The organism is Mycobacterium intracellulare ATCC 13950 (assembly GCF_000277125.1).
Taxonomy (GTDB): domain Bacteria; phylum Actinomycetota; class Actinomycetes; order Mycobacteriales; family Mycobacteriaceae; genus Mycobacterium; species Mycobacterium intracellulare.
Genome location: NC_016946.1, coordinates 5,015,772 through 5,042,019, shown reverse-complemented (window position 1 = coordinate 5,042,019; position 26,248 = coordinate 5,015,772). Strand labels below are relative to the sequence as shown.

Below are 26,248 nucleotides of genomic sequence, written 5' to 3'. Positions count from 1 at the left end.
GACACGCGGTGCGTGCGGGGGCTTTTGCGTCTCGTCGGTGCCTTACTTGGTGATCGCGATGCGTTGCGCCTGGTTCCCGGCGTACGCGCCGCTGACCCGCACCGTCAGCACTCCGGCGTCATAGGACGCCGTGATGGCGTCGCCGGTGACGTGGGCGGGCAGCTGGAATGACCGGCGGAACGAGCCGTAGCGGATCTCGCGCAGCGTCCGGCCGTCCTTCTCCTCCGCGTGCTCGTCGCGGTGTTCGCCGTGGATGACCAGGCGACCGCGGTCGACCTCGACGTTCACGTCCCGGTCGACGTCAACGCCCGGGAGCTCGACACGTACGACCGCGTCGTCACCGTCCTTGACGATCTCGGCGGCGGGGCGCCAACCGCTGCTCAGCGGGTTGTTCCAGTCCGCCGCGGCGGCGGGGCCGAAGAAGTCGCGCAGCCACCGGTCGGTGTCCCAGGCCGGTCGCGACCACAGTGCGAGGTTGCTCATGGTGCTTCCCCTTTCGATTCCTTGATCTTCGTTGTGAGATTCCTGTGACCGGCGCTCCGATGACCGGCTACTAGTACAAACATGAGTCGACCACGCTTAAGTTCCAACTGGCCGTTCGCCGGCAGCGAACGATCAATCACAGCCGTCCCTGTGAGTTGTGAGATCCTCGTCATAGGACTGTCACATTGCGCGAAAAAGACGTAATTTCTGGCCGTTACTCTCAAAGCCATGTCTGCAGACGGGATTTCGCGCGCAAGCTGTGCGCCGCGTCACATCATCGTAGTCGGACATGGCATGGTGGGCCACCGGTTCGTCGAGGCGCTCCGCGCCCGCGACACCGAGGGCCGTTGGCGCATAACGGTTTTCGCCGAGGAGACCGACGCCGCCTATGACCGCGTGGGGCTGACCTCCTACACCGAAAGCTGGGACCGCAAGCTGCTCGCGCTGCCCGGCAACGAGTACGCGGGCGACGACCGGGTCCGACTGGTGCTGAACCAGCGGGTCACCGAAATCGACCGCGCGACAAAGTCGGTGCTCACCGCCGACGGGCGGCGCCACGACTACGACACCCTGGTCCTGGCGACCGGCTCCTACGCGTTCGTGCCGCCGGTGCCCGGCCACGACCTGCCCGCCTGCCACGTGTACCGCACGCTCGACGACCTCGACGCCATCCGCGCCGATGCCCAGCGCGCGGCGCAAAGCTCACACGCGACCGCGGGCGTGGTCATCGGTGGCGGCCTGCTGGGGCTGGAGGCCGCAAATGCGCTGCGCCAGTTCGGGTTGCGGACCCACGTCATCGAGATGATGCCGCGACTGATGGCCCAGCAGATCGACGAGGCCGGCGGCGCGCTGCTGGCCCGGATGGTCGGGGACCTGGGCATCTCCGTGCATGTCGGCACCGGCACCGAGTCGATCGAATCGGTCGACCACCCGGACGGGTCGACGTCGGTGCGGGTGCGCCTGACCGACGGGCAGGTGGTCAACGCCGGCCTGGTGATCTTCGCGGCCGGGATCCGGCCGCGCGACGAACTGGCGGTCGCCGCCGGGCTGACGCGCGCCGAGCGCGGCGGTGTGCTCACCGACGTGTCCTGCCGGACAAGCGATCCCGACATCTACGCGATCGGCGAGGTCGCCGCGATCGGCGGCCGGTGCTACGGCCTGGTGGGTCCGGGCTACACCTCGGCCGAGGTGGTGGCCGACCGCCTGCTGGACGGCGTCGCGGAGTTCGGCGAGGCGGACCTGTCCACGAAGCTGAAGCTGCTGGGCGTCGACGTCGCCAGCTTCGGTGACGCGATGGGCGTCACCGAGAACTGCCTCGAGGTCGCCATCAACGACGCGGTGAACCGGACGTACGCGAAGCTGGTGCTCTCCGACGACGCCAAGACCCTGCTCGGGGGCGTCCTGGTCGGCGACGCCTCCTCCTACGGGGTGCTGCGGCCGATGGTCGGCAGCGAGCTGCCCGGGGATCCGCTCGCGCTGATCGCGCCGGCCCAATCCGGCGGCGGCGAGGCATTGGGCATTGGGGCGCTGCCGGATTCGGCCCAGATCTGCTCGTGCAACAACGTCACCAAGGGCGATCTGAAGTGCGCGATCGCCGACGGCTGCGCCGATGTGCCCTCGCTGAAGTCGTGCACCTCGGCCGGGACGTCGTGCGGGTCGTGCGTGCCGCTGCTCAAGCAGCTGCTGGAAGCCGAGGGCGTCGAGCAGTCCAAGGCGCTGTGCGAGCACTTCAGCCAGTCGCGCGCCGAGCTTTTCGAGATCATCTCCGCCACCGAGCTGCGGACCTTCTCCGGACTGCTGGAGCGCTTCGGCCGCGGAAAGGGTTGCGACATCTGCAAACCCGTGGTCGCGTCGATCCTGGCGTCCACCGGCTCGGACCACATCCTCGAGGGCGAGCAGGCCTCGCTGCAGGACTCCAACGACCACTTCCTGGCCAACATCCAGAAGAACGGCAGCTACTCGGTGGTGCCGCGGGTCCCCGGCGGCGACATCAAGCCCGAGCACCTGATCCTGATCGGCCAGATCGCCCAGGACTTCGGCCTTTACACCAAGATCACCGGGGGCCAGCGCATCGATCTGTTCGGCGCGCGGGTGGACCAACTGCCCGAGATCTGGAAGCGCCTGGTCGACGGCGGCATGGAATCCGGGCACGCGTACGGCAAGGCGCTGCGCACGGTGAAGAGCTGTGTGGGCACCGACTGGTGCCGTTACGGGCAGCAGGATTCGGTGCAGCTGGCCATCGACCTCGAACTGCGCTACCGCGGCCTGCGGGCGCCGCACAAGATCAAGATGGGCGTCTCGGGTTGCGCGCGGGAGTGCGCCGAAGCCCGCTCCAAGGACGTCGGCGTCATCGCCACCGAAAAGGGCTGGAACCTCTACGTCGGCGGCAACGGCGGGATGACCCCCAAGCACGCGCAGCTGCTGGTCAGCGACCTCGACACCGAGACGCTGGTCCGGTACGTCGATCGGTTCGTCATGTACTACATTCGCACGGCCGACCGGCTGCAGCGCACCGCGCCGTGGGTCGAGTCGCTCGACGGCGGTCTGGAGCACGTGCGCGAGGTCGTCTGCGAGGACTCGCTGGGCCTGGCAGCCGAATTCGAGGCCGCGATGGAGCGGCACGTGCGCAACTACAAGTGCGAATGGAAGGGGGTGCTCGACGACCCGGACAAGCTCTCGCGCTTCGTTTCGTTCGTCAACGCCCCCGACGCCGTCGATTCGACGGTGACGTTCACCGAGCACGCCGGGCGCAAAATCCCTGTGTCCATTGGCATGCCGACGGTTCGCGAGCACAACTCCGAAGGAACGAGGAAGGTATCATGACGCTTCTCAACGACATTGCCGTGTGGACGAGCGCGTGCGCGTACGACCACCTCATTCCGGGCCGCGGCGTCGGCGTACTGCTCGACGACGGTTCCCAGGCCGCGTTGTTCCGGCTCGACGACGGGTCCGTGCACGCGGTGGGCAACGTCGACCCGTTCTCCGGGGCGGCCGTGCTGTCCCGCGGCATCGTCGGCGACCGCGGAGGCCGCGTCACGGTTCAGTCGCCGATTCTCAAGCAGGCGTTCTCGCTCGAAGACGGTTCCTGCCTGGACGATCCGAGCGTTTCGGTGCCGGTGTACCCGGTGCGGATCACCGCCGACGGCTTCGTGCAGATCGCCCGCGACGCCGAGGCCCGGGCGGCCTGAGCGCGCGACCGCTCACCGGGTGATGTCGCCGACCAGGTAGCGCTGCATCGTCGGACCGATCGCGTCGACCAGCGCGTCCACCGACATCGAGTGCAGCGGCTCGGAGCGGATGCCGTAGCGCATGATGCCTAGGCCCACGAGCTGGGAGGCGCACAACGAGGCCCGCGTGGCCGCCTTGTCGGCGCCGAGGATTTTCAGCAGCGGGCCGAAGACCGGGCCCACGAAATTGCTTTGGACGATTTCGGCGGTCTTGGCCATGCCCGTGGACGCGACGGCGCTGGCCGCGAACGGCCCACCCCCGGCGGCATCCCAGGTGGTGATCAGCATCGTCAGGGTCCGGCGGCCGATTTGATTGACCCCTCCGGTGACGAGCCGGTCGATGAATTCCGGTGTGCCGAACGGCAAACGCAGCGCCTTGGCGACCGGATCAAGGATGCCACGCGACGGCTCTTCGCGACGGGGCATGGTGCCAGGATCGCCGGTTCGAGCCCAAAGATCAAGGAATTGGCCGTAACGCGCGCGCGTGGGTGACCTGTTGGGGGGCCGATCGACGCGACGCATGCCGGGCGGTGGCGGCCAGGGCGGGCGGCAGGGCGCGGCGGAATCGGTTCGCGATCAGGCGCGCCAGGCCGGGATGGGTGCCCAGCGGTTGACTGACGAGATCGGCGCCGCAATCGTGCAGCCGTTGTTGGAACAGGCCGTCGGCCAACAGGTAGGAGGCGACCACGACGCGTCCACCGCGGCGCCTCGCTCGGTCGACGGACTCGTGCAGTTGCGGGTCCCCGGTGGCCGCGAACGCCAGGCTCACCCGCGATCCGGTGAGCGCCGACAACAACGTCGCCGTGGTGTGCAGGTCGGCGCGGGCCTTGTCGTCCGAGGTTCCCGCGGCCGCCAGAATCACCGAATCGCCCGGCCGCCAACCGCATTTCAGCAGCTGATCGCCGACGATCCGCGCGACCTGCCCGCTCGGGCCCAGCGCGGGGGTGACGGTCACGTTCGGATGACCGCTGATCGCGACGTGGGCGGGCAGGTCGGCCCGGACGTGATATCCGCGCGACAGGAACGCCGGCACCACGATGGCCGGCCGGCCGGCGGCCTTCGCTGTGGCCAGCACCTCGCTGGGGGTGGGTCCCACCACGTCGACGAACGCCACGTCGACCGGGCTGCGGACGAGCGTACTCACCTGTGCCGCAAGGTCTTCGACCATCGCCACGCCGCCGGGCCTGCGGGTGCCGTGCGCCACCAGGATCAGTGCCATGGGGATTCGTCCGGATGGTCGATCGCGAGCCGGTAGCCACGCTTGACCACCGTCGCGATGATGTTCTTGTCGCCCAGCGCCGTTCGCAGCCGCAGCACGGCCGTGTCGACGGCGTGGGGATCGTTGCTGTTGCCGGGAAGCACCCGCAACAGGTCGTTGCGCGCGACGACGTCGCCGGGGCGCTCCGCCAGCGCGCGCAGCGTCGCCATTCCCGATCCCGACAGGGACCGCGGCGAACCGTCGACCAGCACGCAGGTCCCGCGGATCTCCATCTCGTGGCCGGCCGCCCGGATGGTGGTCGAGCGAAGGGTCGGGAGCTCCTGGGCGATGTGACGGGCCAACGCCCCCAACCGCATTCGCTCGGGCGACGACGTGGGGACCCCGGCGCGGAGCAGGGGCTGCGCGGTGACCGGGCCCACGCACATCGCGTGCACGTCGCTGCGAAGTGCTTGCAGCAGTTGCTCTTCGACGCCCAACTCGCGGCTGCGCTCCAGCAGCGCCGCGCCCGCGGGCGCCGAGGTGAAGGTCACCGCGTCGAACTGCCGCCGGGCGACCGAGGTGACGAGTTGGTCGAAGTCGCCGCCGGCCGGCGTTGGTTTCCAGCGATATACGTGGATGGGGACCACCTGGGCGCCCGCGGACCGCAACCCGTTGAGGAATTCCGGGAACGGGTCCCAGGTGTCGGCCGCGCCGTGCAGCTGGACCGCGACCCGCTTTCCGGCGACATCCGATTCGAGCAGGTAGCGCAGGACCTCGCTCGACGATTCGGACCTGGGCGACCACTCCTCGTGCAGTCCGGCGGCGCGCAAGGCGCCGGTCGCCTTCGGCCCGCGGGCCACGATCCGCGCCCGGGACAGGGACGCCAGCAGCTGGGTGGCCAGTCCCCAGCCGTCGGCCGCGGCGACCCAGCCGCGGAAGCCGATGCCGGTGTGCGCCACCAAGATATCGGGAGGCTCGGCGATGACCGCTTCGGTGTGGCGGTGCAGTTCTTCGTCTTCGGGCAGCGCGATGAGGTTGATGGCCGCGGCGCTGGACACCTCCGCGCCGTTGCGGCGCAGCAACGCGCACAGCTCTTCGGCCCGGTTCGCCGACGTCACGGCGATCCGGTAGCCGGTCAGCGGCGCGGAGTCTGGTGGGGCCAGTTGGGGGGCCATATGAAGTGTGTATGCCTGCGACATTTCGGTTGCGTTACCGGGCAATTGCTGTGGCATTGCCCGTGTTGCGAGTCCGCTCACACACGGGCGGCCTCGGCTTCCGCCCGCGCCCCGGAGCGGCCCGGGGCCGTGACGGGACGCCGGACGTAGACCATCCAGGTCATGATCGCCGCGCCGACGTAGGAAGCCAAAAACGCCCAATACGCCGCCGTTTCGGTGCCGGTGCTCAGGTAGGACTGCCGCAGCGCCAGGTTGATTGCCACGCCGCCGAACGCGCCGACCGCGGAGCAGATGCCGATCAGCGATCCCGACTGCGCGCGCGCCCAACGACGACGGTCGTCTTCGCTCATGTCCAGCCCGCGACTGCGGGCCTCGTAGACCGTCGGGATCAACTTGAACACCGACCCGTTTCCCATGCCGGACAGGACGAACAGCACCATGAAGCCGGCGACGCAGCCGATCATGCTGACGGAACGTGTCACGGCGTGCTGGTCCTCGAGGGCGCTGATGGTGACCAACAGCGCGGCCGCCAGGGTCATCCCGGCGAGGACGCCAAGCGTGACGCGGCTGCCGCCGACGCGGTCGGCCAGCCGCCCCCCGTAGATGCGCGCCACGGAGCCCAGCAGGGGGCCGACGAAGGCGACCTGCGCGGCGTGCAGCGCGGCGTGCTTGGCGGTTTCCCCGCTTTCCAGGAAGTGGACCTGCAGCACCTGTCCGAAGGCGAAGGAGAACCCGATCCAGGAGCCGAAGGTGGCGATGTAGAGCAGCGAGATGACGTGGGTGTCGCGCTCGAACAGGATCGAGCGCATGGTGCGCAGCTGGGTGCCGTGGTGGACGTTGTCCATGACCAACGCGGCCGCGATCCCCACGGCGACGAGCAAGACCAGGTAGATCGCGCACACCCAGTACGGGGCCTGGTGCCCGGCGGTGGCCAGCACCAGCAGGCCGATCAGCTGGATCACCGCGACGCCGAGGTTGGCGACGCCGGCGTTGACCGCCATCGCGGCGCCCTTGAGGCGCTGCGGGTAGAAGGCGTTGACGTTGGCCAGCGAGGCCGCGTAGTTGCCGCCGCCCAGCCCCGTCAGCGCGGCGCACAGCACGAAGAGCCACAGGGGCAGGCCGGGGTTGGCCAACAGGGCGATCGTGCCCGCCGTCGGGATCACCAGCACGAAGGCCGAGAACGTCGTCCAATTGCGACCGCCGAAGGCGGCGATGCCCAGGGTGTAGGGGATCCGGGCGCAACCACCGACCAGGGTGGCCACCGCGCCCAGCAGCAGCTTGTCGCCCGCGGAGAAACCGTAGACGGCGCCCGGCATGAACAGCGCCATGACGGGCCACAGCGTCCAGATCGAGAAGGCCACGTGGTCACCCGCGATGGTGCCGAGCAGATTGCGCCGGGCGATCTTCTTGTTCCCGGCCTCCCAGGCCGCCGCGTCTTCGGGATTCCAGTCCGCGATGCGATGGTTGCGGTGCGGCGAGATCACCTGGGCGCGTTGGCATATGGACGCTGCGCGTGCGTGCATACCGATCCCTCTCTTTGGAAGCAGTTCGGGGTCTGGCCGGCGACGCGCGTGGGCGTCCCGCATGAAGGGGCATGCCCCGCCGTAGGTTTCCGATGCTCACATCTAGGACGCGAGCGGGTCAACCGGAATCGGCCGATATGGGCTGTTAGTTGATTACCAGTTATCTGGTAAGTCCCTGAAGGGTGCCGGCGCGCGCGAATGCCGATCGCCGCCAAGTGATCTCACGCCGGTGCGTCGGACTTTGTGAGCTGTCCTACAGTCGAACGCCGGAATTGCGTTAGCCGAACGGCCAACTCGCGACGCCGGCCCCGGCCACGGCGCCGACCGGGGCGCGCGGCCGCGCCCAGTGCAGCCGCACCGACTGGCCGGGCCGCACCTGGGCGACCTTGTCGACGTCCTCGTCGATCACCACACCCACCACCGGATAGCCGCCGGTGACGGGGTGGTCCGGACCGAGGATCACCGGTAAACCGTTGGGCGGCACCTGGATTGCGCCACGGGTGGCACCCTCGCTGGGCAGCTGCCGGTCCGGGTGGAGGCATTGCAGGGGCCGGCCGACCAACCGCATCCCCACCCGGTCGCTGCGATCGGACGCCACCCAAGCGGTGCGCACCAGCGCGTCGGGGTCGAGGAACCAGTCGTCGCGCGGCCCGGGCACCACGGACAGCTCGACGACGCCGCCGGTGATGGCCGCCACCGGCGCCTGGTCCAACTCGGGGTAGTCCGCGGTGTGCTCGCCGATTGGCAGCCGGTCCCCGGCCCGCAGGGGTGAGGGCCCGATGGCCGACATGACGTCGTAGCTGCGCGAGCCCAGCACCGGCTCCACGCAGATCCCGCCGCGGACCGCGAGGTAGCTTCGCAGCCCCGCCCGCGGGGCGCCCAAAGAGATCACCTGGCCGTCGCGCACGTGCTGAATGCTGTTGGTGCCGAACTCGATTCCGTCGACGGTCGGATCGGTGTCGGCGCCCGTCACCGCGATGTCCACGTCGCTGCCCCGGACCCTGGCCGCGAACCCGCCGAACGTCACCTCCACGGTGGCGCGGTCGTCGGGGTTGGCCACCAGCCGATTGGCCAGTTTGTGCGCGCGCCGGTCGGCGGCCCCGGACCGGCTGACGCCGAGGTGGGCCAGTCCCGGCCGGCCGAGGTCTTCGACGACGGCGAACGGCCCGGTGCGCAGGATCTCCAGGACTGCCACGACTGCCTCCTTGAATGGTGCGGCCCGGTTGGGCTAGACGGCCCGGAACTGAACCCACATGCCTTGCATCAGCAACGCAGGGTCCGGGCGCTGCAGGTCCCACAGGACCGCGTCGGTGTGGCCGATGAGTTGCCACCCGCCGGGGGATTGCCGGGGATAGATCGCGCTGAATTCTCCGGCGAGGGCGACGGATCCGGCCGGCACGGCGGTCCGCGGCTCGGGACGCCGGGGCACCCGCAGGCGCGGGTCGCCGTCGACCAGGTACGCGAAACCGGGTGCGAATCCGCTGAATCCGACCCGCCACAGGGTGGCGGTGTGGGCGTCGATCACCTGCGGGATGGTCAGCCCGGTGTGGCCGGCGACCTCGGCGAGGTCGGGGCCGTCGTAGACCACGTCGATCACCACGTCGGCGCCGCGCTCGGACGGGGCCGGTGGCGTGGCGGTGACGCGCATCGCGTGCAGCCTCCGGCGGACGACGCCCTGGCGGCGGGGGCCGTCCAGCTTCACCAGCACGGTGCGGGCGGCCGGCACGACATCGACCAAGCCCGCGATCGGCTCGGAGCGCAGCGCGGCGGTCCACGCCAAAACCTCTGCGGCACTGCCACATTGCACCATCAGCGCCCGGTCGCCGTAGTCCAGGACGGTGTTGCCGGCCAGCTCGGTCGGCAGTTCGTGGGCCAGGTCGCCGCTAAGGTCCGTCACGCTCATTACTCGACGGTAACCCCGGGATCGGGGCTCGTGCGAGGGGCGGCGGCGGGATTTTCGAGCACTGCCAGAGCTGCCTTAGCAAACGCTCAAACAGCCAGGATGCGCGCGGGCGGCTAGCTGTTGCGGGTCATGACGTTGTAGACGCCGGGATGGTCGGGATGTGAGGAGGACGGGTCCTTCGGCGGCAGGATGAGAAATCGCCAAACCCCTCGTCCTGAGCCTGAAGGAACCCGTCCATGACCCACGGTAATGCCCCGTTGTCCGTTGAAGGCCGTCGCCGCCTCGTTGCCCGCTGCGTCGACCGTCCCATTGCCCACGTAGCTGCTGAGATGGGGATCTCGCGGGCGTGTGCCTCCAAGTGGGTCAACCGGTTCCGACGGTTCGGCGAACTCGGCCTCTACGACCGCTCCTCGGCGCCGGTAGGGCAACCCACGGCCACTGCGGCTGAGATCATCAGTGCGATCGAGGCGATGCGCCGAGGCCGCAAGTGGTCAGCGGCGCGGATCGCCTTCGAACTCAATGCACGCGGCATCGTGATCGGCCGGCGCACCGTCAGCCGGCAGCTGGTTGCGCTGGGTTTGCATCGGCGCAAGTTCCTTGACCCCAGCGGGGATCTGAATCGAGTACCCCAACGCATTATCGCTCGCCGCCCCGGGCACATGGTGCACGTCGACGTCAAGAAGGTCGGCCGCATCCCCGACGGTGGTGGGTGGCGGGTGCACGGCAAGAACAGCGCCCAGGGCAGAGCCTCGCGAAGGGCCCGCCCCGGCTACGTCTATCTGCATTCCGCGGTGGACGGCTACTCCCGATTGACTTACACCGAAGCGCTCACCGATGAAAAGGCCATCACAGCAATCGGATTCATGCACCGTGCCCGGGTCTGGTTCGCTGCACACGGGATCGACCGCATCCAGCGGATCGTCACCGACAACGGCTCGTGCTACCGCGCCCGCGACTTCGCCCACGTCTTGCATGGCGCACGCCACCAGCGCATCACGCCCTACACCCCGCGCCACAACGGCAAGGTGGAGAGATATCACCGCATCCTGGCCGAAGAGTTCCTCTACGCCCGCACCTGGACCTCAGAATCCCAACGCACCGAAGCGCTCAAGGTCTGGAACATCCACTTCAACTACCATCGACCACACTCTGCCGCCGACGGCCAGCCACCAGCATCACGACTTACCACCGGCGTCACCAACGTCCTGTCCTCCTACAGCTAGCCCAGGATTTTGGCGAGCAGCGGGGGCAGTTGGTCGGCGACGAGGGGGTAGCTCAGCGGTGAGGCGAAGGCGATCGCGCCGGCTTGCTCCGCGGTGGTGAAGATGTGGCGGTTCTGCGCGGTGGTCAGTGACCCGGCCACCTCGGGGTCGGCCAGCAGGGCCTTCTGATCGTCGGGGTTGCGGGTCGTCCAGATCACCACGTCGGCCGAATCGAGCACGGACTTGATGTGATCGCGCGGGATGACGGCGCGCTGGTCGGTGCCGAACGGTTTGACGCTGTCGGCGATGACCAGCCCCATCTGGTTCAGGAAATCCGTGCGCCAGCCCGCCATGGTGGCCACGACGGTCCCCTGCCACAGCGCGCCGTGCATCAGCAGCGCCTTCTTGCCGGTCCACTGCGGGTTTCTCTTGCCGACGTCGGTGAACTTCTGGTCGACACCGTCGACCAGCGACTTCATCTGGTCCGCCTGGAACACGGCCTGCCCGACGGCGGCGGCCTGCTCCTTCCACGGTTCGAAGAAGGCGTCGCCCCCGGATTGCGCGACGGTCGGGGCGATCGCGGACAGTTTCTGATAGGTGTCGGCGTCGAGGCCGGCGTTGACGGCCACGATCAGGTCCGGTTTCAGCCCCGCGATCTGGTCGACCGGAATGCCGTTGTCCAGGTTCAGCACCACCGGCCGCGCGCCGCCGAGCTTGGGCGCGGCCCACGGCCAGACCGCGAACGGCTGGTCACCGAACCAGTTGGTCACCGCGATCGGCACCACACCGACGGCGAGGAGGTCGTCCTGCTCGGTGAAGCCGGCGCTGACGACGCGCTTGGGCGGCTCTTTGATGACGGTCTGACCGAACAGGTGGGTGAGGGTCACCGATCCCGGCGTGGCTCCCGGTGCGGGTTTGCTCGACGAGCACCCCGCCGAAAGCGCCGAGGACCCGGCCAGCGCGGCGACGCCGGAAGCCCCTGCGAGCTGCAAGAATCCCCGTCGATTCCATCCCTGTCGCATCGCGTGAGAGTATCGCGTTCCGCCACCCGGCGGCTCGCGTTGCAGAGTTCTGACAAACGCGCCCGCCCCGTTGCGATTTCTGCGTATCGCCCGCGTAACTGTGCACACCCGGACCGGTAACAGTGCCTCTCTAGCGTCAAGTGGTCACCGCCCGCGCCTACCCACAAGGGAGTCCCACCAGATGACCACGACCCTCAGCCCGGCATCGCAGCCCGCGCCGACGCGCGAGCGTCCTGCCGGACGGCACTGGATCGACGACTGGCGACCCGAAGACCCGGAGTTCTGGGAGGCGACCGGCAAGCCGATCGCCCGCCGCAACCTGATCTTCTCGATCTTCGCCGAGCACGTCGGGTTCAGCGTGTGGATGCTGTGGAGCATCGTCGTGGTGCAGATGACCGCGGGCGCGCACGGGCTGCCCGCCGCGTCCGGCTGGGCGCTGACCCCCAGCCAGGCGCTGTGCCTGGTCGCCGTCCCCAGCGGGGTGGGCGCCTTCCTGCGGCTGCCGTACACCTTCGCGGTGCCGATCTTCGGTGGCCGCAACTGGACGACCATCTCGGCGGCGCTGCTGCTGATCCCGTGCCTGCTGCTGGCCTGGGCGGTGAGCCATCCCGGCATCCCGTTCGCGGTCCTGGTGGCGGTCGCGGCGACCGCCGGCTTCGGCGGCGGCAACTTCGCCTCGTCGATGGCCAACATCTCCTTCTTCTACCCGGAGAAGGACAAGGGCTGGGCGCTGGGCCTGAACGCGGCCGGCGGCAACGTCGGCGTCGCCGTCGTGCATAAGATCATCCCGCCCGTCGTCGTCGCGGGCGGCGGGGTGGCCCTGGCGCGCGCCGGACTGTTCTACGTGCCGCTGGCCGTCGTGGCCGCCGTGTGCGCGTTCGGATTCATGAACAACCTGACCGAGGCCAAGGCCGACGTGAAGCCGGTATGGCAGTCGCTGCGCCACCCCGACACCTGGGTCATGTCGCTGCTCTACATCGGCACGTTCGGGTCCTTCATCGGCTACTCGGCCGCCTTCCCGACCCTGCTCAAGACGGTGTTCGGCCGCGGCGACATCGCGCTGACCTGGGCCTTCCTCGGCGCCGGCATCGGATCGGTGATCCGGCCCCTCGGCGGCAAGCTGGCCGACCGGATCGGCGGGGCGCGCATCACCGCCGCCAGCTTCGCGCTGTTGGCCCTCGGGGCGGCGGCCGCGCTGTGGTCGGTGCGGGCGGTCAACCTGCCGGCGTTCTTCGCCAGCTTCATGTTCTTGTTCGTCGCCACCGGCATCGGCAATGGCTCGACCTACCGGATGATTTCGCGGATCTTCAAGATCAAGGGCGAGCTGGCCGGCGGCGATCCGGACACCATGGTGCAGATGCGCCGCCAGGCCGCCGGCGCGCTGGGCGTCATCTCGGCGGTGGGCGCCTTCGGCGGGTTCATCGTGCCGCTGGCCTACGCCTGGTCGAAGTCGGAGTTCGGCAGCATCGAGCCGGCGCTGCGGTTCTACATCGCGTTCTTCCTCGCCCTGCTGGGCGTCACCTGGTACTGCTACCTGCGCAGGCACAACGCGATAACCCGGGTCGGGATCTAGTTAGGGCTGCTGCTTGCCGCCGTAATTGGCCCAGGGGCTGTAGTCGGCGATCAGCTCCTCCTGCGGCGGCCGCTGGTCCTCGGGAACGTGTTGCAGGTTGATCCGGATCCGGTACCAGATCGAGCTGGGCCCGCGCATGCCGTCGACGAGGACGTCGACCGGCTGCAGCCGCTCGGCCGCCGCCGGATGGCGGTCGCGCCAGGTGTCCAGCGCCGCCATCGCCTCGTCCTTGGTCTTGGTGCGGGCGATCTCGATCAGGGGCATCGAGGATTGACGCCGGCCGCCGGTGCCCTTGTCGCGCTTGCCCGACCCTTTGGGCGCCCGCTCGGGAGGCCCCATCTCCTCGGCCAGCACCAGCAACCGGTCGAGGTCACCGACCGCGTCGTCCATTCCCTCCCAGGGGTCACCGATCTCGGCGAACCGCGCGGGCACGGTATCGATCGTGAACGCCTCGGGCCGGCACCCGGCGACCTCGTCCCAGTGCAGCGGGGTCGAGACCCGGGCGTCGGGCGTCGCCCGCACCGAATAGGCCGAGGCGACCGTGCGGTCCTTCGCGTTCTGGTTGAAGTCGACGAACACCCCCTCGCGTTCTTCCTTCCACCACCGGCTGGTCGCCGCCTCGGGCACGCGCCGCTCCACCTCCCGGGCGACGGTCTGCGCGGCCAGCCGCACCTGGCGGAACTCCCAGCGCCGGGCGACGCGGGCGTAGACGTGGAAGCCGCGCGACCCCGACGTCTTCGGCCACGGGGTCAGGCCGTAGTCCTCGAGCACCTCGCGCGCCACCAGGGCGACGTCCACGATGCGCCGCCAGGAGACCCCGGGCATCGGATCGAGGTCGACGCGCAGTTCGTCGGGATGATCGAGGTCGTCGGCGAGCACCGGGTGCGGATTCAGGTCGACGCAGCCCAGGTTGATCGCCCAGGCCAGCCCGGCGGCGTCGCGGATGACGGCCTCCGCCGCGGAAGTGCCTCGCGCGTAACGGAGTTCGGCGACGTCGACCCAGTCCGGCCGTTTCGCCGGCGCGCGCTTCTGGAACACCGCCTCTTCGGTGATGCCCTTGACGAAGCGCTTCAGGATCATGGGGCGCCCCGCCACGCCGCGCAGCGCGCCGTCGGCCACGGACAGGTAATAGCGGACCAGGTCGAGCTTGGTGTAGGGGCCCGATGTTTTGTGGCCGTCCGCGCGGGGGAACACGACCTTGTCCGGATGGGTGACGGTGACCTCGCGCCCGGCCACCTCCAGCAAAACCGGACGGGTCATGCGGTTCATGTTAATTCGCCAGAATTTCTGGCCGTGCTGAGACGGACGTCACATATGGTGGATTCCATGCCTAACCTCCTCGGCCTGCCCGGTCAGGCCTCCAAAGCGGTAGCGAAACTGCACCAGTACGTCGAGCGCGGCTCCGCCGAACTGCACTACGTGCGCAAAATCTTCGAGTCGGGCGCGTTCCGGATCGAGCCGCCGCAGAACTACGCCGCGATGGCGGCCGACATCTACAAGTGGGGCGAGTTCGGCATGTTGCCCGCCCTCAACGCGCGGCGCCATCCCGACCGCGCGGCGTGCATCGACGAAGAGGGCGAATTCTCCTACCGCGAACTCGACGAGGCGGCGCACGCGGTGGCCAACGGGCTGATCGAGAAGGGCGTCAAGGGCGGCGACGGCGTCGCCATCCTGGCCCGCAACACCCGCTGGTTCCTGATCGCCAACTACGGCGCCGCGCGGGTCGGCGCGCGCATCATCCTGCTCAACAGCGAATTCTCGGGTCCGCAGATCAAAGAGGTGTCCGAGCGCGAGGGCGCCAAGCTGATCATCTACGACGACGAGTACGCCAAGGCCGTCAGCAAGGCCTCGCCGGAGCTGGGCAAGCTGCGGGCGCTGGGGACCAACCCGGATAGTGACGAGCCGTCCGGCAGCACCGACGAGACGCTGGCCGACCTGATCGAGCGCAGCAGCAAGGAGCCCGCCCCCAAGGCGGCCAGGCACGCCTCGATCATCATCCTGACCAGCGGGACCACCGGCACCCCGAAGGGCGCGAACCGCAGCACCCCGCCGACGCTGGCGCCGGTCGGCGGAATCCTGTCGCACGTCCCGTTCAAGGCCGGCGAAGTGACGTCGCTGCCGGCGCCGATGTTCCACGCGCTGGGTTATCTGCACGGCACGATCGCGATGTTCCTGGGCTCGACGCTGGTGCTGCGCCGCAAGTTCAAGCCGCCGCTGGTGCTGCAGGACATCGAGAAGTACAAGGTGACCGCGATGGTCGTCGTCCCGGTGATGTTGTCGCGGATCCTCGAAGCGGTCGAGAAGATGGACTCCAAGCCCGACCTGTCCAGCCTGAAGATCGTGTTCGTGTCGGGATCGGCGCTGGGGGCCGACCTGGCGGAGCGCTCGCTCAAGGACCTCGGCCCGGTGATCTACAACATGTACGGCTCGACCGAGATCGCCTTTGCGACGATCGCCGAACCCAAGCACCTGCAGTACAACTCGTCGACCGTCGGGCCGGTCGTCAAGGGCGTGCGCGTCAAGATCTACGACGACAACGGCAAGGAGCTGCCGCAGGGCGAGGTCGGCCGCATCTTCGTCGGCAACGCCTTCCCGTTCGAGGGCTACACGGGCGGGGGCAAGAAGCAGATCATCGACGGCCTGTTGTCGTCGGGCGACGTCGGCTACTTCGACGAGAACGGCCTGCTCTACATCAGCGGGCGTGACGACGAGATGATCGTCTCCGGCGGCGAGAACGTCTTCCCGGCCGAGGTCGAGGACCTCATCACCGGGCACCCCGACGTCGTCGAGGCCACCGCGATCGGCGTCGACGACAAGGAATGGGGCCACCGCCTGCGCGCGTTCGTGGTGAAGAAGGACGGCGCGGACCTCGACGAGGACACCGTCAAGCACTACGTGCGCGATCACCTGGCCCGCTACAAGGTGCCGCGCGAGGTCATCTTCCTCGACGAGCTGCCGCGCAACCCCACCGGCAAGATCCTCAAGCGCGAGCTGCGCGAAATGGAGATCGAATAGGCCTCAGCGGCGTTCTTTGATGGCCCGGGTGATCTGGGCCGTGAGCTTCGGGTCGACCAGGAGTTGGTCGATCAGCGCGGTGAGCACCTCTTGCCCGGTCACGCGGGCGACGCCGAGCCGATCGGCCGCCTCGCGCTGCCAGATGTCGAGGGCCCGGTGAGTGGCGGCCGCCAGGTCGACGGTCCGGCGAGTCCGCTGGGTGCGTCCCGCCTGGTTGGCCGGCGGCTCGCTGGCGATGCGCTGGCCGCGGGGCTGCCCGAGGCTGAGGCGCTCGGTCGGCGCGGCGTCTCCGGCGGGGCCGCCCCCCGGGGTGGGGGCGCGAAAGGATCCGGCGCTGGGTCCGTTGGGACTGGGCTTGAAGTTCACTTCGGTGTCTTCCTCCGTGAGTGCGGATCAGTAAATCAGCGCTCGTCGCCTATGTGTCAATACTGATTCTCTCACCGACGCCACCCTAAGTCGCGTCGCCGGGCCGCGGACGGCCCGGGTGGGACGCGGACGGATTTACGCGCGGCTCCGCGACGCCGGATGCAGGCGAAAGAGCAAATTCCTGCAAATAGCTGTCGCCGGTAAAAACGGGCGACAGGATTGCGGTGATCCGACGACCCGTGGTCGGTAATTCGGAGACGAATCAGTGGATCTGACAATGCGCATATTCGGACTTCAGTAAATACGGTAGGTTCGCGCAGTACATCAGTATACGGGGTACTACCTGCAGATATAAGCCGATCACCCGTGCGCTGGCTCAGTATTCGCGGATAAATGAATTGCGTAATAGGGATTGATCAGCGCGCGCTGGATTGGGCGCTATCACGTCATTGTTGCGCAATTCACACCGCAAAAGCCCCGAATTCGCTTGTTTGCTTAGAAATGTCCGGTTAGCGTTTTAAGCATCGATATCAAGTCTTTGAAAGGAGCGCCCTCGATGATCTCGTCAGCATCGTTACGTGGCGCGGCCGTAGGTGTTGTGGGCGCCGGAGCCGTGGCGGGCGCGCTGCTCTTCGGCGGCGCCCCCGTGGCTTCGGCCGCCCCCGGGCCGAGTCACTCCACAAGCTTCGCCAGTGCCGGGCCGCAGAGCGGACCGGGCTTCATTCCCGAGCGCCCCGGCGGTCGTGGATGGGGTGGCCATGATGGTCGGGGACATGGCAATTGGGGTCACGGCGGCTGGGGGCACGGTGGCTGGGTCCACGGGCCCGGCTACTGGAAGCCCCAGCACTGGTGGAACTGGTGGTGGTGACCACCATCTCCGCGCGGTAGCCGGCCATCACCGACACGCCAACCCTCGGGATGGACGGCCCGCGTATGGGGGGAACCATGCCGGCTTGACTCAGTCAGGCCGGCATGGCCCATTTCTGCGCCCGGTTACGGATCGCGCGGCAGGCCCAACAACCGTTCGGCGATGATGTTCAGCTGCACCTCGGACGTCCCGCCGTAGATGGTGGTCGCCCGGCTGGCCAGCAGGTACTCGCCCCATTTGCCGGGCAGTTGGTCGGTGTCGCCGATCGCGGCGTCGGTCCCGAAGGACGAGACCGCGAATTCGGCGTAACCCTGGCCGGTGCGCATCGACAACAACTTGGAGATCGCCGCCGACGGCATCGCGTCACCGCCGGCCAGCGTCAGCAGCGTGGAACGCAGGTTCAGCACCTTGGCCGCATGGCCCTCGGCAATCAACTGACCGGCGCGGTGCTGCGCGACCTGATCGAACTGCCCGTCACGAACGAACTCGACGAACTGCGACAGCGTGGCCAGGAAGTTCGCCTCGCTGCTGCCGATCGACACCCGCTCCGCGGTCAGCGTGTTGCGGCTGACCTCCCAGCCCCGGTTCACCTCACCGAGCACGCACTCGTCGGGCACGAACACGTCGTCGATGTAGACGGTGTTGAACATCGCGTTGCCGGTGAGCTCGCGCAGCGGCTTGACGTCGACGCCCTCGCTCTTCATGTCCAGCAGGAAGTACGTGATGCCGCTGTGTTTCGGCGCGCTGGGGTCGGTCCGTGCGAGCAGCGCACCCCACTGCGAGAACTGCGCGGCGGTCGTCCAGATCTTCTGGCCGGTGATGCGCCACCCTCCGTCGGTCCGGGTGGCCTTCGTGGACAGGCCGGCCAGATCCGAACCCGCGCCGGGCTCGGAAAACAGCTGACACCAGATCATCTCGCCGCGGAAGGTCGGCGGCAGGAACCGCTGCTTTTGCTCCTCGGTGCCGAACGCCACGATCGACGGGACGATCCAGGTGGCGATGCCGGTCTGGGGCCGCTTGACCCGCCCGGAGGCGAACTCCTGCGCGATGATGATCTGCTCCACCGGCCCGGCCGCCCGGCCCCACGGCTTGGGCAGGTACGGCAGCACCCAGCCGCCCTCGGCGATGGCGACCTTGCGTTGCTCGCGCTCGATCTCCTTGAGCGCCGCCACTTCAGCCCGGATCTCCGCCCGCAGCTTCTCGGTCTCGGGATCGAGGTCGATGTCGACCGCGCGCATCCCGGTGGTGGTCGCGGTGTCGACCACCTTTTGCGGGTAGTCCGAGCTGCGGCCGAAGGAGGCGGCCAACATCAGCGCCCGGCGGTAGTACACGTTCGTGTCGTGCTCCCACGTGAAGCCGATCCCACCGTGCACCTGAATGCAATCCTGCGCGCACCGTTGAGCGGCCGCCGGCGCCAGTGTCGCCGCCACGGCGGCGGCGAACTCGACGTGGGAACCCGCGGTGTCCCAACGGTTTTCGCGGGCCTCGTCGATCGCGCGGGCGGCATCCCACACCGCAGCCGTGGCCCGCTCGGTGTCGGCGATCATCTCGGCGCACTTGTGCTTGATGGCCTGGAATTGGCCGATCGGCCTGCCGAACTGCTCGCGGATCTTGGCGTAGCTCGACGCGGTGTCGGTCGCCCAGCGCGCCACGCCGATGGCTTCGGCGGACAGCAGCGTCGTCATCAGCGCGTGCGCGGTGCCCATGCTCAGGTTCGTCAAGACGACGTCGTCGCCGACCTCCACGGCGTTGGCCCGCACGTCGGCGATGGGCCGCAATGGGTCCAGGCTTTTCACCGGCTCGATCTCGAGCTGGTCGGCGCGCAGCACCACCCACGCCTCGCCGCTGTCGATCGCGACGGGCAGCACCAGCAGCGACGCCTGCGCGGCGGCGGGGACCGCGCGGAGCTCGCCGCGGATCACCAGAGAACCGCCCTGCCGGGTGGCGGTCAGCGCGCAGCAATTCAGGCCGTAGGCGGCGATCTCGGCGCCGGATGCCAGCCCGGCGAGCACCTTGGCGTCCGGGTCGTGCGCGGAGATCAACGCGCTGGCGATCGCGGACGGAACGAAGGGGCCCGGCACCGCCCCGTAGCCGAATTCCGCGAGCACGATGGCCAACTCGAGAACGCCGAAGCCCTGCCCGCCGACGGATTCCGCCAGATGAACGCCCTGCAGGCCCTGCTCGGCCGCGGCCTGCCAGTACGGCGGCGGGTTCTGGACCTCCGTCTCCATCGCCTCGTGCAGCGTCTCGGACGGGGCGATGCGCGCCACCAGCGCTCGCACGGAATCGGCCAGTTCTTGATGCTCGGGATTTATCGCGATCGGCATTGGTCGCCTTCCGTTGCTGCAGGACGCCGTCTCGGCCAAGTACCTTCCAAGCTAACAACCAGTCGGTTGGTTGACGACATCACCTACCGCCACCGCTTGCCGATCCATCCGGCGATGATGTCGGCCTGCTCGCTGCGGGCCCCGGGGGTGGTGAAGTAGTGATCGGTGTCCACCGAGGCCCGGGTCTTGTCCGCGCCGGCGAGGGCGTCGAAGATGCGTTGCGCGTCAGAGGGAAACACCCCGGTGTCGGCGTCGGCGTTGATCACCAGGGCCGGACACCGGATCCGGGCCAGGTGCGGCTCGGCCCGGGTCTGGGCCACCCGCAGGCTCCACATGCCCAGCCAGTTGCGCAGCGTGCAGGCCGCCGCGATGCCGTGCGCCGAGCGGTTCGCCTTGGCCGGGACGCCCGCATAGCACATGTTGGGCTGCCGGTTGGTCGGCTCGATGCCGGGATCGACCATGCGCGGGTCGGCCCAGGTGCGCATCACCGAAAACGGGCGATCGGAAAACCCCGCCGCGCGAACGCGTTTGAGCTCTCTTTCGGCCCAGTCGGTGATGGCGTGATTGCGCGCGACCTGCGCGCTGCGGTACCGGGCGAGGAAGTCCGCGGTGTAGGGCGGCCCATTGCGCCCGTTGAACAGGTCGAGGTCGGCGTCGGTGGCGACGGGATCGTTCTCGTCGACGACGGCGGCGTCCATCCAGGCGGTGAGCACTTCGGGTCGCCCGGGGTGGGCGGCGGTGGCCACGTAGCCGTCGGCGGGCGGCAACTCGGTCACCCCGGCCGCGGGGCGCATGCCTTCCAGCGGGGTCACGTTCGGCTCGACGGCCTGGGACTGGTAGGCGGCCATCAACGACCCCCCGCCCGAGTTACCCAGCAGCACAACGGTATCCACTCCCTGCACCTCGCGCAGCCAGCGCACCCCCACCCCGATGTCCACCAGCGCGTGGTCGAGCAGGAAGCTGCTTTCGAAGCCGCGGAACCTGGTGTTCCAGCCGAGGAATCCGATGCCGCGAGTGGCCATGTAGTCGGCGAGGTAGTGCTCGGAGAAGTCGATCTGGTAGTGCGCCGCGATCATCGCCACCTTGGGCTTGCGTCCCACCCCCCGGTGATACAGCCCCTGGCAGGGGTGCCCGCCGGCGCCGGCGCGCCCGGCCGTAGGCGACGGCAGCCCGACGAACTCGCGGATGACTCCGGCACCGGTGCGACGAGTCAATTCAGCGGTCCCCCTCAGTGGCGTAGATGGCCCGGTAATAGATGTTGGCCAGGGTTTGGATGCAGGCCTCGTCGTCCGGTTCCCCGCGTGCCGAACCGAGCTGGATGTAGCAGAACTGGTTGAACATCGCCACGATCGCCTCCGCGATCAGCTGCGGGTCGTCGTCGCGGCAACGGCCCTCGGCCTGCGCGCGGCGGACCGATTCGGCGATGAAAGAAATTGGTATCGAGCAGATTTCGGCCCAGTACTGGGCGAAGTCGTCGTTGATCATCGCCAGCTGTGACACGCTGATCACCTCGGCGAGCCGGTTGCGGTAGGTGTGCCAGTGCGCGGCGGCCGCCCCGTACGCGCGCTCGCGATCGGTCAACCCGTGCTGGGTCACCGCCAGCGCGCGCTGGTTGGCCTCGTCGCGGAAGCGCAGCGCCCATTGGCGCACCATCGCCTCTTTGGACTCGTAGTAGTTGTAGAAGGACGCCGCCGAGCGGCCGGCCTCCGCGGCGATGTCGGCGATGGTCGTGGCCAGGACGCCTTTGCGCGCGATGACGGTCCGAGCGGCCAGATCGATCGCGGCCTGCGTCCGCCTGCCGCGATGCGTGGGCAGCTCCGAGGGTGGCCCGCTCCGGTCAGCAGGGGATGCCGCGGTGGACACCGGCGCACCTCCCTGGGCCAAAACTGAATCTGATGTTAGATTCAGATTCGGATCTTGGCCAGGCTCGTCGAGCCGGGAACCGAGGGGAGCCGCACGATGATCAAGCCGCACAACACCAACGCGGAATTCGAACTCGGCGGGATCAATCATGTCGCGCTGGTGTGCTCGGACATGGCCAAAACCGTCGACTTCTACAGCAACATCCTGGGCATGCCGCTGATCAAGTCGCTCGATCTGCCCGGCGGGGCGGGCCAGCACTTCTTCTTCGACGCCGGCAACGGCGACTGCGTCGCCTTCTTCTGGTTCGCCGACGCCCCCGACCGGGTGCCGGGCATTTCGTCGCCGGGCGCCATCCCCGGCATCGGCGACATCACCAGCGCGGTCAGCACGATGAACCACCTGGCCTTCCACGTGCCGGCCGAGAAGTTCGACGCCTACCGCCAGCGACTCAAGGACAAAGGGGTGCGGGTCGGGCCGGTGCTCAACCACGACGAGAGCCCCATGCAGGTCTCGGCGACCGTGCATCCCGGCGTCTATGTGCGCTCTTTCTATTTCCAGGACCCCGACGGCATTACCCTTGAGTTCGCCTGTTGGGTGAAGGAATTCGAAAGCGGCGACGCGAAGGCCGTGCCCAAGACCGCCGCGGACCGCCGGCCCCCGGTGGGCGCCGGTCGCTGATCGCGCCGCTGCTCCGCGAGTCGGAGAATGCTAGGTATGACCGACGGCATTTTGACCGACGAACAGATCGCCGCGCTGACCCCCGGGCAGCGCCGCGACCTCATCTCCCGGCTGGAGCGGCCCCTCGGCGAGGTCATCGACCCGGACTTCCTGGACCGGGTGCGCCGCGTCCGGCTGAGTCTGATGATCGGCGGTTCCATCGCGATGGTTCCCTGGCTGGGGTACCTGGCGATGACGCTGCCCGAGAAGTACGTCGCCCACAACTGGCCGGTCACCTGGATCGGCTTCGATGTGCTGCTGGTCGCCTTCATGCTGACGACGGCCGCGCTGGGGTATCTGCGCCGCCAGCTGCTGGTGCTCGCCGCGTTCACCACCGGGGTGCTGCTGATCTGCGACGCGTGGTTCGATCTCATGACCGCGGGCCCCAAGGACGTGTGGCTGTCGGTGATCACCGCGCTGCTGATCGAGGTGCCGCTGGCGATCTTCATGATCTTCAGCGCCATGCGCATCCTGCGGCTCACCATGATGCGTTTGTGGCTGCTGCGTCCCGGCATGCGCCTCTGGGAGCTGCCGCTGTTCCCGTGAGGCGGTGCGGGTTTGGCCCGCGCACCGGCTCGAGGGCCGGACAACTGTATCCCGACTTGCGGGCGTAGCGGGCCGAATCGGCGATAAGTCGTCGCGAATCGACCCCGCCCGGCGTGGCCAGGGCCGTTGAGGGGGAAAAGATTACTGCACCGCCGGCGATCTCGCGGCGGAATTCGAGTCTTGACAAAACCGCGAAATCTTCGCCTGCGTCAGCTAGCGTCCACAGCAGCGACATAGGGGTATGAGCGGCGGGGTAGTTCACCAACACAGGCGAAAGTCCGTCGGACAATTTCAAGCGCGACACACATCGACGATCCTCGAAAAGCCAAGCGCCAACCGCACTTCCAGCACCCCCAGACCGCCCCGCAAACGTCGTCGTCTCACAGCACAAGGACTCGAGGAAATGGTCGCACTCGGAAATATCAACGAATGGCACCCGCCGCACGGCCCGGTCACCATGTGGATGGCCGCACCCGACGCACGCGAAGCGGCCCGCGCCGCACGGCGAAGCGACCTAGCGCCGAGTTACCAACAGAATCAACACCTCTGGGCCTCCTACCAAGGCAAGGCCATGAACCGCCAGCTGCCCCGTCTGATGATCGTCGCGTGGGACATCCCCGGCACCTGCGACATTGCGGCGATGACGGCGACGATCAACGCCCACGTTCGCCGCCAGGACACCTATCACAACTGGTTCGAGTACGACAACGGCACGTTCGTGCGCCGGGTGATCGACGATCCCGAAGCGATCGAGTTCGTCCCCGTGGCGCTGGGGCACAAGACCGCGGACCAAGTCCGCGCCCATGCCTTGACCACCACCCCGGACACCCTCGAGTGGGGCTGCTTCACCTACGGAATCGTCCAGCACGCCGACTATTTCACGTTCTACGCCAGCGTCGACCACCTGCACATCGACGGCTTGTCGGCCGCCCTCATCTTCCTCGACGTCCACCTCACGTATCAGGAACTCGCGCAGACAGGGCACCAGCCCGCAGGCCTACCGGAGATCCGCAGCTACCGCGACTACGTTGCGCGCCAACGCGAGAAGGCGGCGACGTTGACGCTCTCGTCGCCCGAGATCAAGGACTGGATCGAGTTCGCCCGCGACACCGACGGCGACTGGCCCAGTTTCCCGCTGCCCCTTGGTGACACGTGGTCCAGCACCAGAGGCGACCTGTTGACGGTCGAGTTGATGAATGCCGAGGACACGGAGTCTTTCGACGCCGCCTGCGTGGCGGCCGGCGCCCGGTTCATCGGGGGAGTGTTGGCCTGCACGGGCCTGGCCGAGCACGAATTGACCGGCAAGAAGACCTATCACGGGTTCACGGCCAAGGACACCCGGACACCGGGCGTCGACTCGATGACCGTGGGCTGGTTCGCCAGCCTGATTCCGATCACGGTGCCGACCGCCGGCGAGACGTTCGCCCAGGCCGCCCGGACGGCGCAGAAGTCGTTCGACGACGCTCAGCGCCTCGCCGACGTGCCGGTCGAGCGGGTGCTGGAGCTGGCCACCCCGGACGAACTGGGCATCAAGCTGCCCACGCAGCTGCCGATGATGTTGTCGTTCCTCGACTTCCGCAAGATCCCCCTCAACGGGTTGTGGGCGGAGACGAAGTTCGGCACCTACGGCGACAGCCTGTCCCACGGCGGGGTGAACATGTGGATCAACCGCCAGGCCGCGAACACCACGGTGACGATGTCCTTCCCGGACAACGCGATCGCGCGGGAGTCGGTGCTGCGCTACATCGCGACGCTGATCCAGGTGTTCGCGCGTGTCGCCAGGCCCACCGGGGACGAGCCGGTTGTGGTTGCGCCCCAGGTGAACCCGGACGACACATTCGCTCCGGCGCCGGACACGGACGATCACGAAGCGGCGTAGCGATGAGCAACGTGCTGGACCTGGCCGACCAAACACTCTTCCTGGGTGAGCGGGCGACGGGTGCCACCAGCTTGCTGCAGTGCGTCTGGGTGTACGACCGCGCCGTCGACGTCGGTGGGCTGCGTGAGTTCCACAGCCACCTCGGCCGGGGGCGGCTGTCGCGGCGAGTCGAGCGCTCCGCCTTGCCGTTTGGCCGTCATCGCTGGGTGGCGGCCGCCGAGTGCTCCCCCTTGGAGATCGTCGCGCCGCCGCGGGAGCGCGACGACATCGACGCGTGGCTTGACGAGCAGACCCACAAGCGACCGGACGCCGAGCGTGGGCCCGGATGGCACTTGGCGATGCTCCCGCTGTCCGACGGCGGCGCGGTGGTGAGTCTGGTCACCACCCACTGCCTCACCGATGGCGTCGGGCTGTGCGAGGCCCTGGCCGACGCGGCTCGCGGACGCGGCGACCGGACCCGCTGGCCCGCAGCGGGAGGCCGGCGGCGCTGCCAAGCCCTGCGCGAGGACGCGCGCCAAACCGCGCACGACGCGCTCGATGTCGGCCGCGCCGTCGGCGCCGCGGCCCGGATGCTCCGGCAGGGCCGCGACGGCACCGCGGCCGTCGCCCCGCCAAGCGGGAAGCGGCCCGCGCCGCCCGCCGCGCCCGACGACCCCATCGTCCTGCCGATGGAGACGATCTTCGTCAGCGCCGACGACTGGGACGCGCGCGCAACCGCCTTGGGCGGCACCAGCAACGCGCTGCTCGCCGGGTTGGCGGCCCACCTCGCCCAGCGGGTGGGGCGGGTGGCCCCCGACGGCTCGGTCAACATCGGCATGCCCGTCAACGAGCGCGCCCCAAGCGACACGCGCGCCAACGCGGTCACGAACGTCGACGTCACGCTGGGGGCCGCGGCGATCACCACGGACCTGCGCGAGATCCGCGCCGCCATCAAGCGGGCGCTGGTTCGCCATCACGACGAGCCCGACGAGCGGTGGGCGCTGCTGCCCCTCGTCCCGCTGATCCCGAAGCCGGTGTTTCGGCGGTTGCTCAGCGTGGTCACCGGCGGCGCGGCGACCGTGGTGTCGTCCAATCTTGGCGCGCTCGACCCGGCCGCCAACCGGCCGGACGGCACGGACGCCGACTACTTCGCCATGAAGTCGGTGTACCCGGGCGTGACCGCCGCGACGATGCACCGCACCAACGGGGCGCTGGCGTTGCTGTCGGGGCGGGTCCACGGCCGGGTCTTCATCTCGGTCCTCGCCTACGAATTGGGCCGCCACAATTCGAACGAGGGTCTGCGACAAGCGCTTTCCAAGACGCTGAGCGACTTCTCGCTGGCCGCCACAACGGGCTGGCACACGGTCTGCCCGGTGTGAGGC

22 protein-coding genes are annotated in these 26,248 nt (G+C 68.6%); 9 read left to right on the top strand and 13 right to left on the bottom strand.

Annotated features, from left to right (window positions below):
- Positions 1-42: 42 nt before the first annotated feature.
- A complete protein-coding gene (locus OCU_RS48320; RefSeq protein WP_008261751.1) occupies positions 43-483 on the bottom strand; it encodes an Hsp20/alpha crystallin family protein in 441 nt (146 codons plus the stop codon).
- A 228-nt stretch (positions 484-711) separates the two neighbouring features.
- Here OCU_RS48320 and nirB point away from each other — a divergent pair, with 228 nt between their 5' ends.
- Positions 712-3,306 carry a nitrite reductase large subunit NirB gene (gene nirB / locus OCU_RS48315; RefSeq protein WP_026071137.1) on the top strand — a complete coding sequence of 865 codons (2,595 nt, stop codon included), beginning with the start codon at positions 712-714 and terminating at the stop codon, positions 3,304-3,306.
- Positions 3,303-3,671 carry a nitrite reductase small subunit NirD gene (gene nirD / locus OCU_RS48310; RefSeq protein ID WP_008261748.1) on the top strand — a complete coding sequence of 123 codons (369 nt, stop codon included), beginning with the start codon at positions 3,303-3,305 and terminating at the stop codon, positions 3,669-3,671. The genes nirB and nirD overlap by 4 nt, the downstream gene beginning before the upstream one ends.
- Positions 3,672-3,683: 12 nt before the next feature.
- Here nirD and OCU_RS48305 read toward each other — a convergent pair whose 3' ends face one another.
- The 6 genes from OCU_RS48305 to OCU_RS48280 all read right to left on the bottom strand — a co-directional run bounded on the left by OCU_RS48305 (position 3,684) and on the right by OCU_RS48280 (position 9,509).
- Positions 3,684-4,136 carry a TetR/AcrR family transcriptional regulator gene (locus OCU_RS48305; RefSeq protein WP_008261746.1) on the bottom strand — a complete coding sequence of 151 codons (453 nt, stop codon included), beginning with the start codon at positions 4,134-4,136 and terminating at the stop codon, positions 3,684-3,686.
- A gap of 31 nt (positions 4,137-4,167) precedes the next feature.
- Positions 4,168-4,929 (bottom strand): sirohydrochlorin chelatase, encoded by a 762-nt coding sequence (locus OCU_RS48300; RefSeq protein WP_009954316.1) that lies wholly within the window; start codon positions 4,927-4,929, stop codon positions 4,168-4,170.
- Complete coding sequence (locus tag OCU_RS48295) at positions 4,920-6,071, bottom strand: uroporphyrinogen-III synthase (protein WP_029384598.1); 1,152 nt, start codon at positions 6,069-6,071, stop codon at positions 4,920-4,922. Before OCU_RS48295 ends, OCU_RS48300 begins: the two co-directional genes overlap by 10 nt.
- 89 nt (positions 6,072-6,160) lie before the next feature.
- Entirely contained in the window at positions 6,161-7,606 is a 1,446-nt protein-coding gene (locus OCU_RS48290) for an MFS transporter (RefSeq protein WP_193375128.1), read from the bottom strand.
- 277 nt (positions 7,607-7,883) lie between these two features.
- Positions 7,884-8,801, bottom strand: a complete 918-nt coding sequence (locus OCU_RS48285) for a 5-oxoprolinase/urea amidolyase family protein (RefSeq protein ID WP_014381382.1) — start codon at positions 8,799-8,801, stop codon at positions 7,884-7,886.
- Between the two features lie 33 nt (positions 8,802-8,834).
- Entirely contained in the window at positions 8,835-9,509 is a 675-nt protein-coding gene (locus OCU_RS48280) for a 5-oxoprolinase subunit B family protein (RefSeq protein WP_009954749.1), read from the bottom strand.
- Positions 9,510-9,745: 236 nt separating this feature from the next.
- Between OCU_RS48280 and OCU_RS48275 the strand changes: the two genes are divergently transcribed.
- Positions 9,746-10,732, top strand: coding sequence for an IS481 family transposase (locus tag OCU_RS48275; protein WP_078450385.1), 987 nt, complete (start codon positions 9,746-9,748; stop codon positions 10,730-10,732).
- On the opposite strand, the gene OCU_RS48270 is transcribed toward OCU_RS48275, so the two are convergent.
- Positions 10,729-11,733 (bottom strand): ABC transporter substrate-binding protein, encoded by a 1,005-nt coding sequence (locus tag OCU_RS48270; RefSeq protein ID WP_029384732.1) that lies wholly within the window; start codon positions 11,731-11,733, stop codon positions 10,729-10,731. The genes OCU_RS48275 and OCU_RS48270 overlap by 4 nt on opposite strands.
- A 181-nt stretch (positions 11,734-11,914) precedes the next feature.
- On the opposite strand from OCU_RS48270, the gene OCU_RS48265 reads away from it, so the two are divergent.
- A complete protein-coding gene (locus OCU_RS48265) occupies positions 11,915-13,306 on the top strand; it encodes a NarK family nitrate/nitrite MFS transporter (RefSeq protein WP_014381380.1) in 1,392 nt (463 codons plus the stop codon).
- Here OCU_RS48265 and OCU_RS48260 read toward each other — a convergent pair whose 3' ends face one another.
- Positions 13,307-14,575 carry a DNA polymerase domain-containing protein gene (locus OCU_RS48260; protein WP_014381379.1) on the bottom strand — a complete coding sequence of 423 codons (1,269 nt, stop codon included), beginning with the start codon at positions 14,573-14,575 and terminating at the stop codon, positions 13,307-13,309.
- Between the two features lie 57 nt (positions 14,576-14,632).
- On the opposite strand from OCU_RS48260, the gene fadD2 reads away from it, so the two are divergent.
- A complete protein-coding gene (gene fadD2 / locus OCU_RS48255) occupies positions 14,633-16,321 on the top strand; it encodes a long-chain-fatty-acid--CoA ligase FadD2 (RefSeq protein WP_009954756.1) in 1,689 nt (562 codons plus the stop codon).
- 3 nt (positions 16,322-16,324) lie between these two features.
- Here fadD2 and OCU_RS48250 read toward each other — a convergent pair whose 3' ends face one another.
- The 4 genes from OCU_RS48250 to OCU_RS48235 form a co-directional block, all read right to left on the bottom strand.
- Positions 16,325-16,687, bottom strand: coding sequence for a hypothetical protein (locus tag OCU_RS48250; protein ID WP_009954758.1), 363 nt, complete (start codon positions 16,685-16,687; stop codon positions 16,325-16,327).
- A 993-nt stretch (positions 16,688-17,680) separates the two neighbouring features.
- Positions 17,681-19,882 carry an acyl-CoA dehydrogenase gene (locus OCU_RS48245; RefSeq protein ID WP_009954759.1) on the bottom strand — a complete coding sequence of 734 codons (2,202 nt, stop codon included), beginning with the start codon at positions 19,880-19,882 and terminating at the stop codon, positions 17,681-17,683.
- Between the two features lie 83 nt (positions 19,883-19,965).
- A complete protein-coding gene (locus OCU_RS48240; RefSeq protein ID WP_014381377.1) occupies positions 19,966-21,096 on the bottom strand; it encodes an alpha/beta hydrolase in 1,131 nt (376 codons plus the stop codon).
- Position 21,097: 1 nt separating this feature from the next.
- Entirely contained in the window at positions 21,098-21,745 is a 648-nt protein-coding gene (locus OCU_RS48235; RefSeq protein ID WP_009954762.1) for a TetR/AcrR family transcriptional regulator, read from the bottom strand.
- A gap of 96 nt (positions 21,746-21,841) precedes the next feature.
- Here OCU_RS48235 and OCU_RS48230 point away from each other — a divergent pair, with 96 nt between their 5' ends.
- The 4 genes from OCU_RS48230 (at position 21,842) to OCU_RS48215 (ending at position 26,245) form a co-directional block, all read left to right on the top strand.
- Positions 21,842-22,423, top strand: coding sequence for a VOC family protein (locus tag OCU_RS48230; RefSeq protein WP_008261724.1), 582 nt, complete (start codon positions 21,842-21,844; stop codon positions 22,421-22,423).
- Positions 22,424-22,459: 36 nt separating this feature from the next.
- On the top strand, positions 22,460-23,008 hold the full coding sequence (locus OCU_RS48225) for a hypothetical protein (RefSeq protein WP_003874010.1): 549 nt from the start codon (positions 22,460-22,462) through the stop codon (positions 23,006-23,008).
- Between the two features lie 403 nt (positions 23,009-23,411).
- On the top strand, positions 23,412-24,887 hold the full coding sequence (locus OCU_RS48220; RefSeq protein ID WP_009954764.1) for a condensation domain-containing protein: 1,476 nt from the start codon (positions 23,412-23,414) through the stop codon (positions 24,885-24,887).
- A 2-nt stretch (positions 24,888-24,889) separates the two neighbouring features.
- Positions 24,890-26,245 carry a hypothetical protein gene (locus tag OCU_RS48215; protein ID WP_014381376.1) on the top strand — a complete coding sequence of 452 codons (1,356 nt, stop codon included), beginning with the start codon at positions 24,890-24,892 and terminating at the stop codon, positions 26,243-26,245.
- Positions 26,246-26,248: the final 3 nt, after the last annotated feature.

What these genes read in the sequence shown, in the direction of transcription:
- OCU_RS48320 (WP_008261751.1), bottom strand. Translation starts at nt 483, where the DNA reads ATGAGCAACCTCGCACTGTGGTCGCGACCGGCCTGGGACACCGACCGG.
- nirB (WP_026071137.1), top strand. Translation starts at nt 712, where the DNA reads ATGTCTGCAGACGGGATTTCGCGCGCAAGCTGTGCGCCGCGTCACATC.
- nirD (WP_008261748.1), top strand. Translation starts at nt 3,303, where the DNA reads ATGACGCTTCTCAACGACATTGCCGTGTGGACGAGCGCGTGCGCGTAC.
- OCU_RS48305 (WP_008261746.1), bottom strand. Translation starts at nt 4,136, where the DNA reads ATGCCCCGTCGCGAAGAGCCGTCGCGTGGCATCCTTGATCCGGTCGCC.
- OCU_RS48300 (WP_009954316.1), bottom strand. Translation starts at nt 4,929, where the DNA reads ATGGCACTGATCCTGGTGGCGCACGGCACCCGCAGGCCCGGCGGCGTG.
- OCU_RS48290 (WP_193375128.1), bottom strand. Translation starts at nt 7,606, where the DNA reads ATGCACGCACGCGCAGCGTCCATATGCCAACGCGCCCAGGTGATCTCG.
- OCU_RS48280 (WP_009954749.1), bottom strand. Translation starts at nt 9,509, where the DNA reads ATGAGCGTGACGGACCTTAGCGGCGACCTGGCCCACGAACTGCCGACC.
- OCU_RS48275 (WP_078450385.1), top strand. Translation starts at nt 9,746, where the DNA reads ATGACCCACGGTAATGCCCCGTTGTCCGTTGAAGGCCGTCGCCGCCTC.
- OCU_RS48270 (WP_029384732.1), bottom strand. Translation starts at nt 11,733, where the DNA reads ATGCGACAGGGATGGAATCGACGGGGATTCTTGCAGCTCGCAGGGGCT.
- OCU_RS48265 (WP_014381380.1), top strand. Translation starts at nt 11,915, where the DNA reads ATGACCACGACCCTCAGCCCGGCATCGCAGCCCGCGCCGACGCGCGAG.
- OCU_RS48260 (WP_014381379.1), bottom strand. Translation starts at nt 14,575, where the DNA reads ATGAACCGCATGACCCGTCCGGTTTTGCTGGAGGTGGCCGGGCGCGAG.
- fadD2 (WP_009954756.1), top strand. Translation starts at nt 14,633, where the DNA reads ATGCCTAACCTCCTCGGCCTGCCCGGTCAGGCCTCCAAAGCGGTAGCG.
- OCU_RS48245 (WP_009954759.1), bottom strand. Translation starts at nt 19,882, where the DNA reads ATGCCGATCGCGATAAATCCCGAGCATCAAGAACTGGCCGATTCCGTG.
- OCU_RS48230 (WP_008261724.1), top strand. Translation starts at nt 21,842, where the DNA reads ATGATCAAGCCGCACAACACCAACGCGGAATTCGAACTCGGCGGGATC.
- OCU_RS48225 (WP_003874010.1), top strand. Translation starts at nt 22,460, where the DNA reads ATGACCGACGGCATTTTGACCGACGAACAGATCGCCGCGCTGACCCCC.
- OCU_RS48220 (WP_009954764.1), top strand. Translation starts at nt 23,412, where the DNA reads ATGGTCGCACTCGGAAATATCAACGAATGGCACCCGCCGCACGGCCCG.
- OCU_RS48215 (WP_014381376.1), top strand. Translation starts at nt 24,890, where the DNA reads ATGAGCAACGTGCTGGACCTGGCCGACCAAACACTCTTCCTGGGTGAG.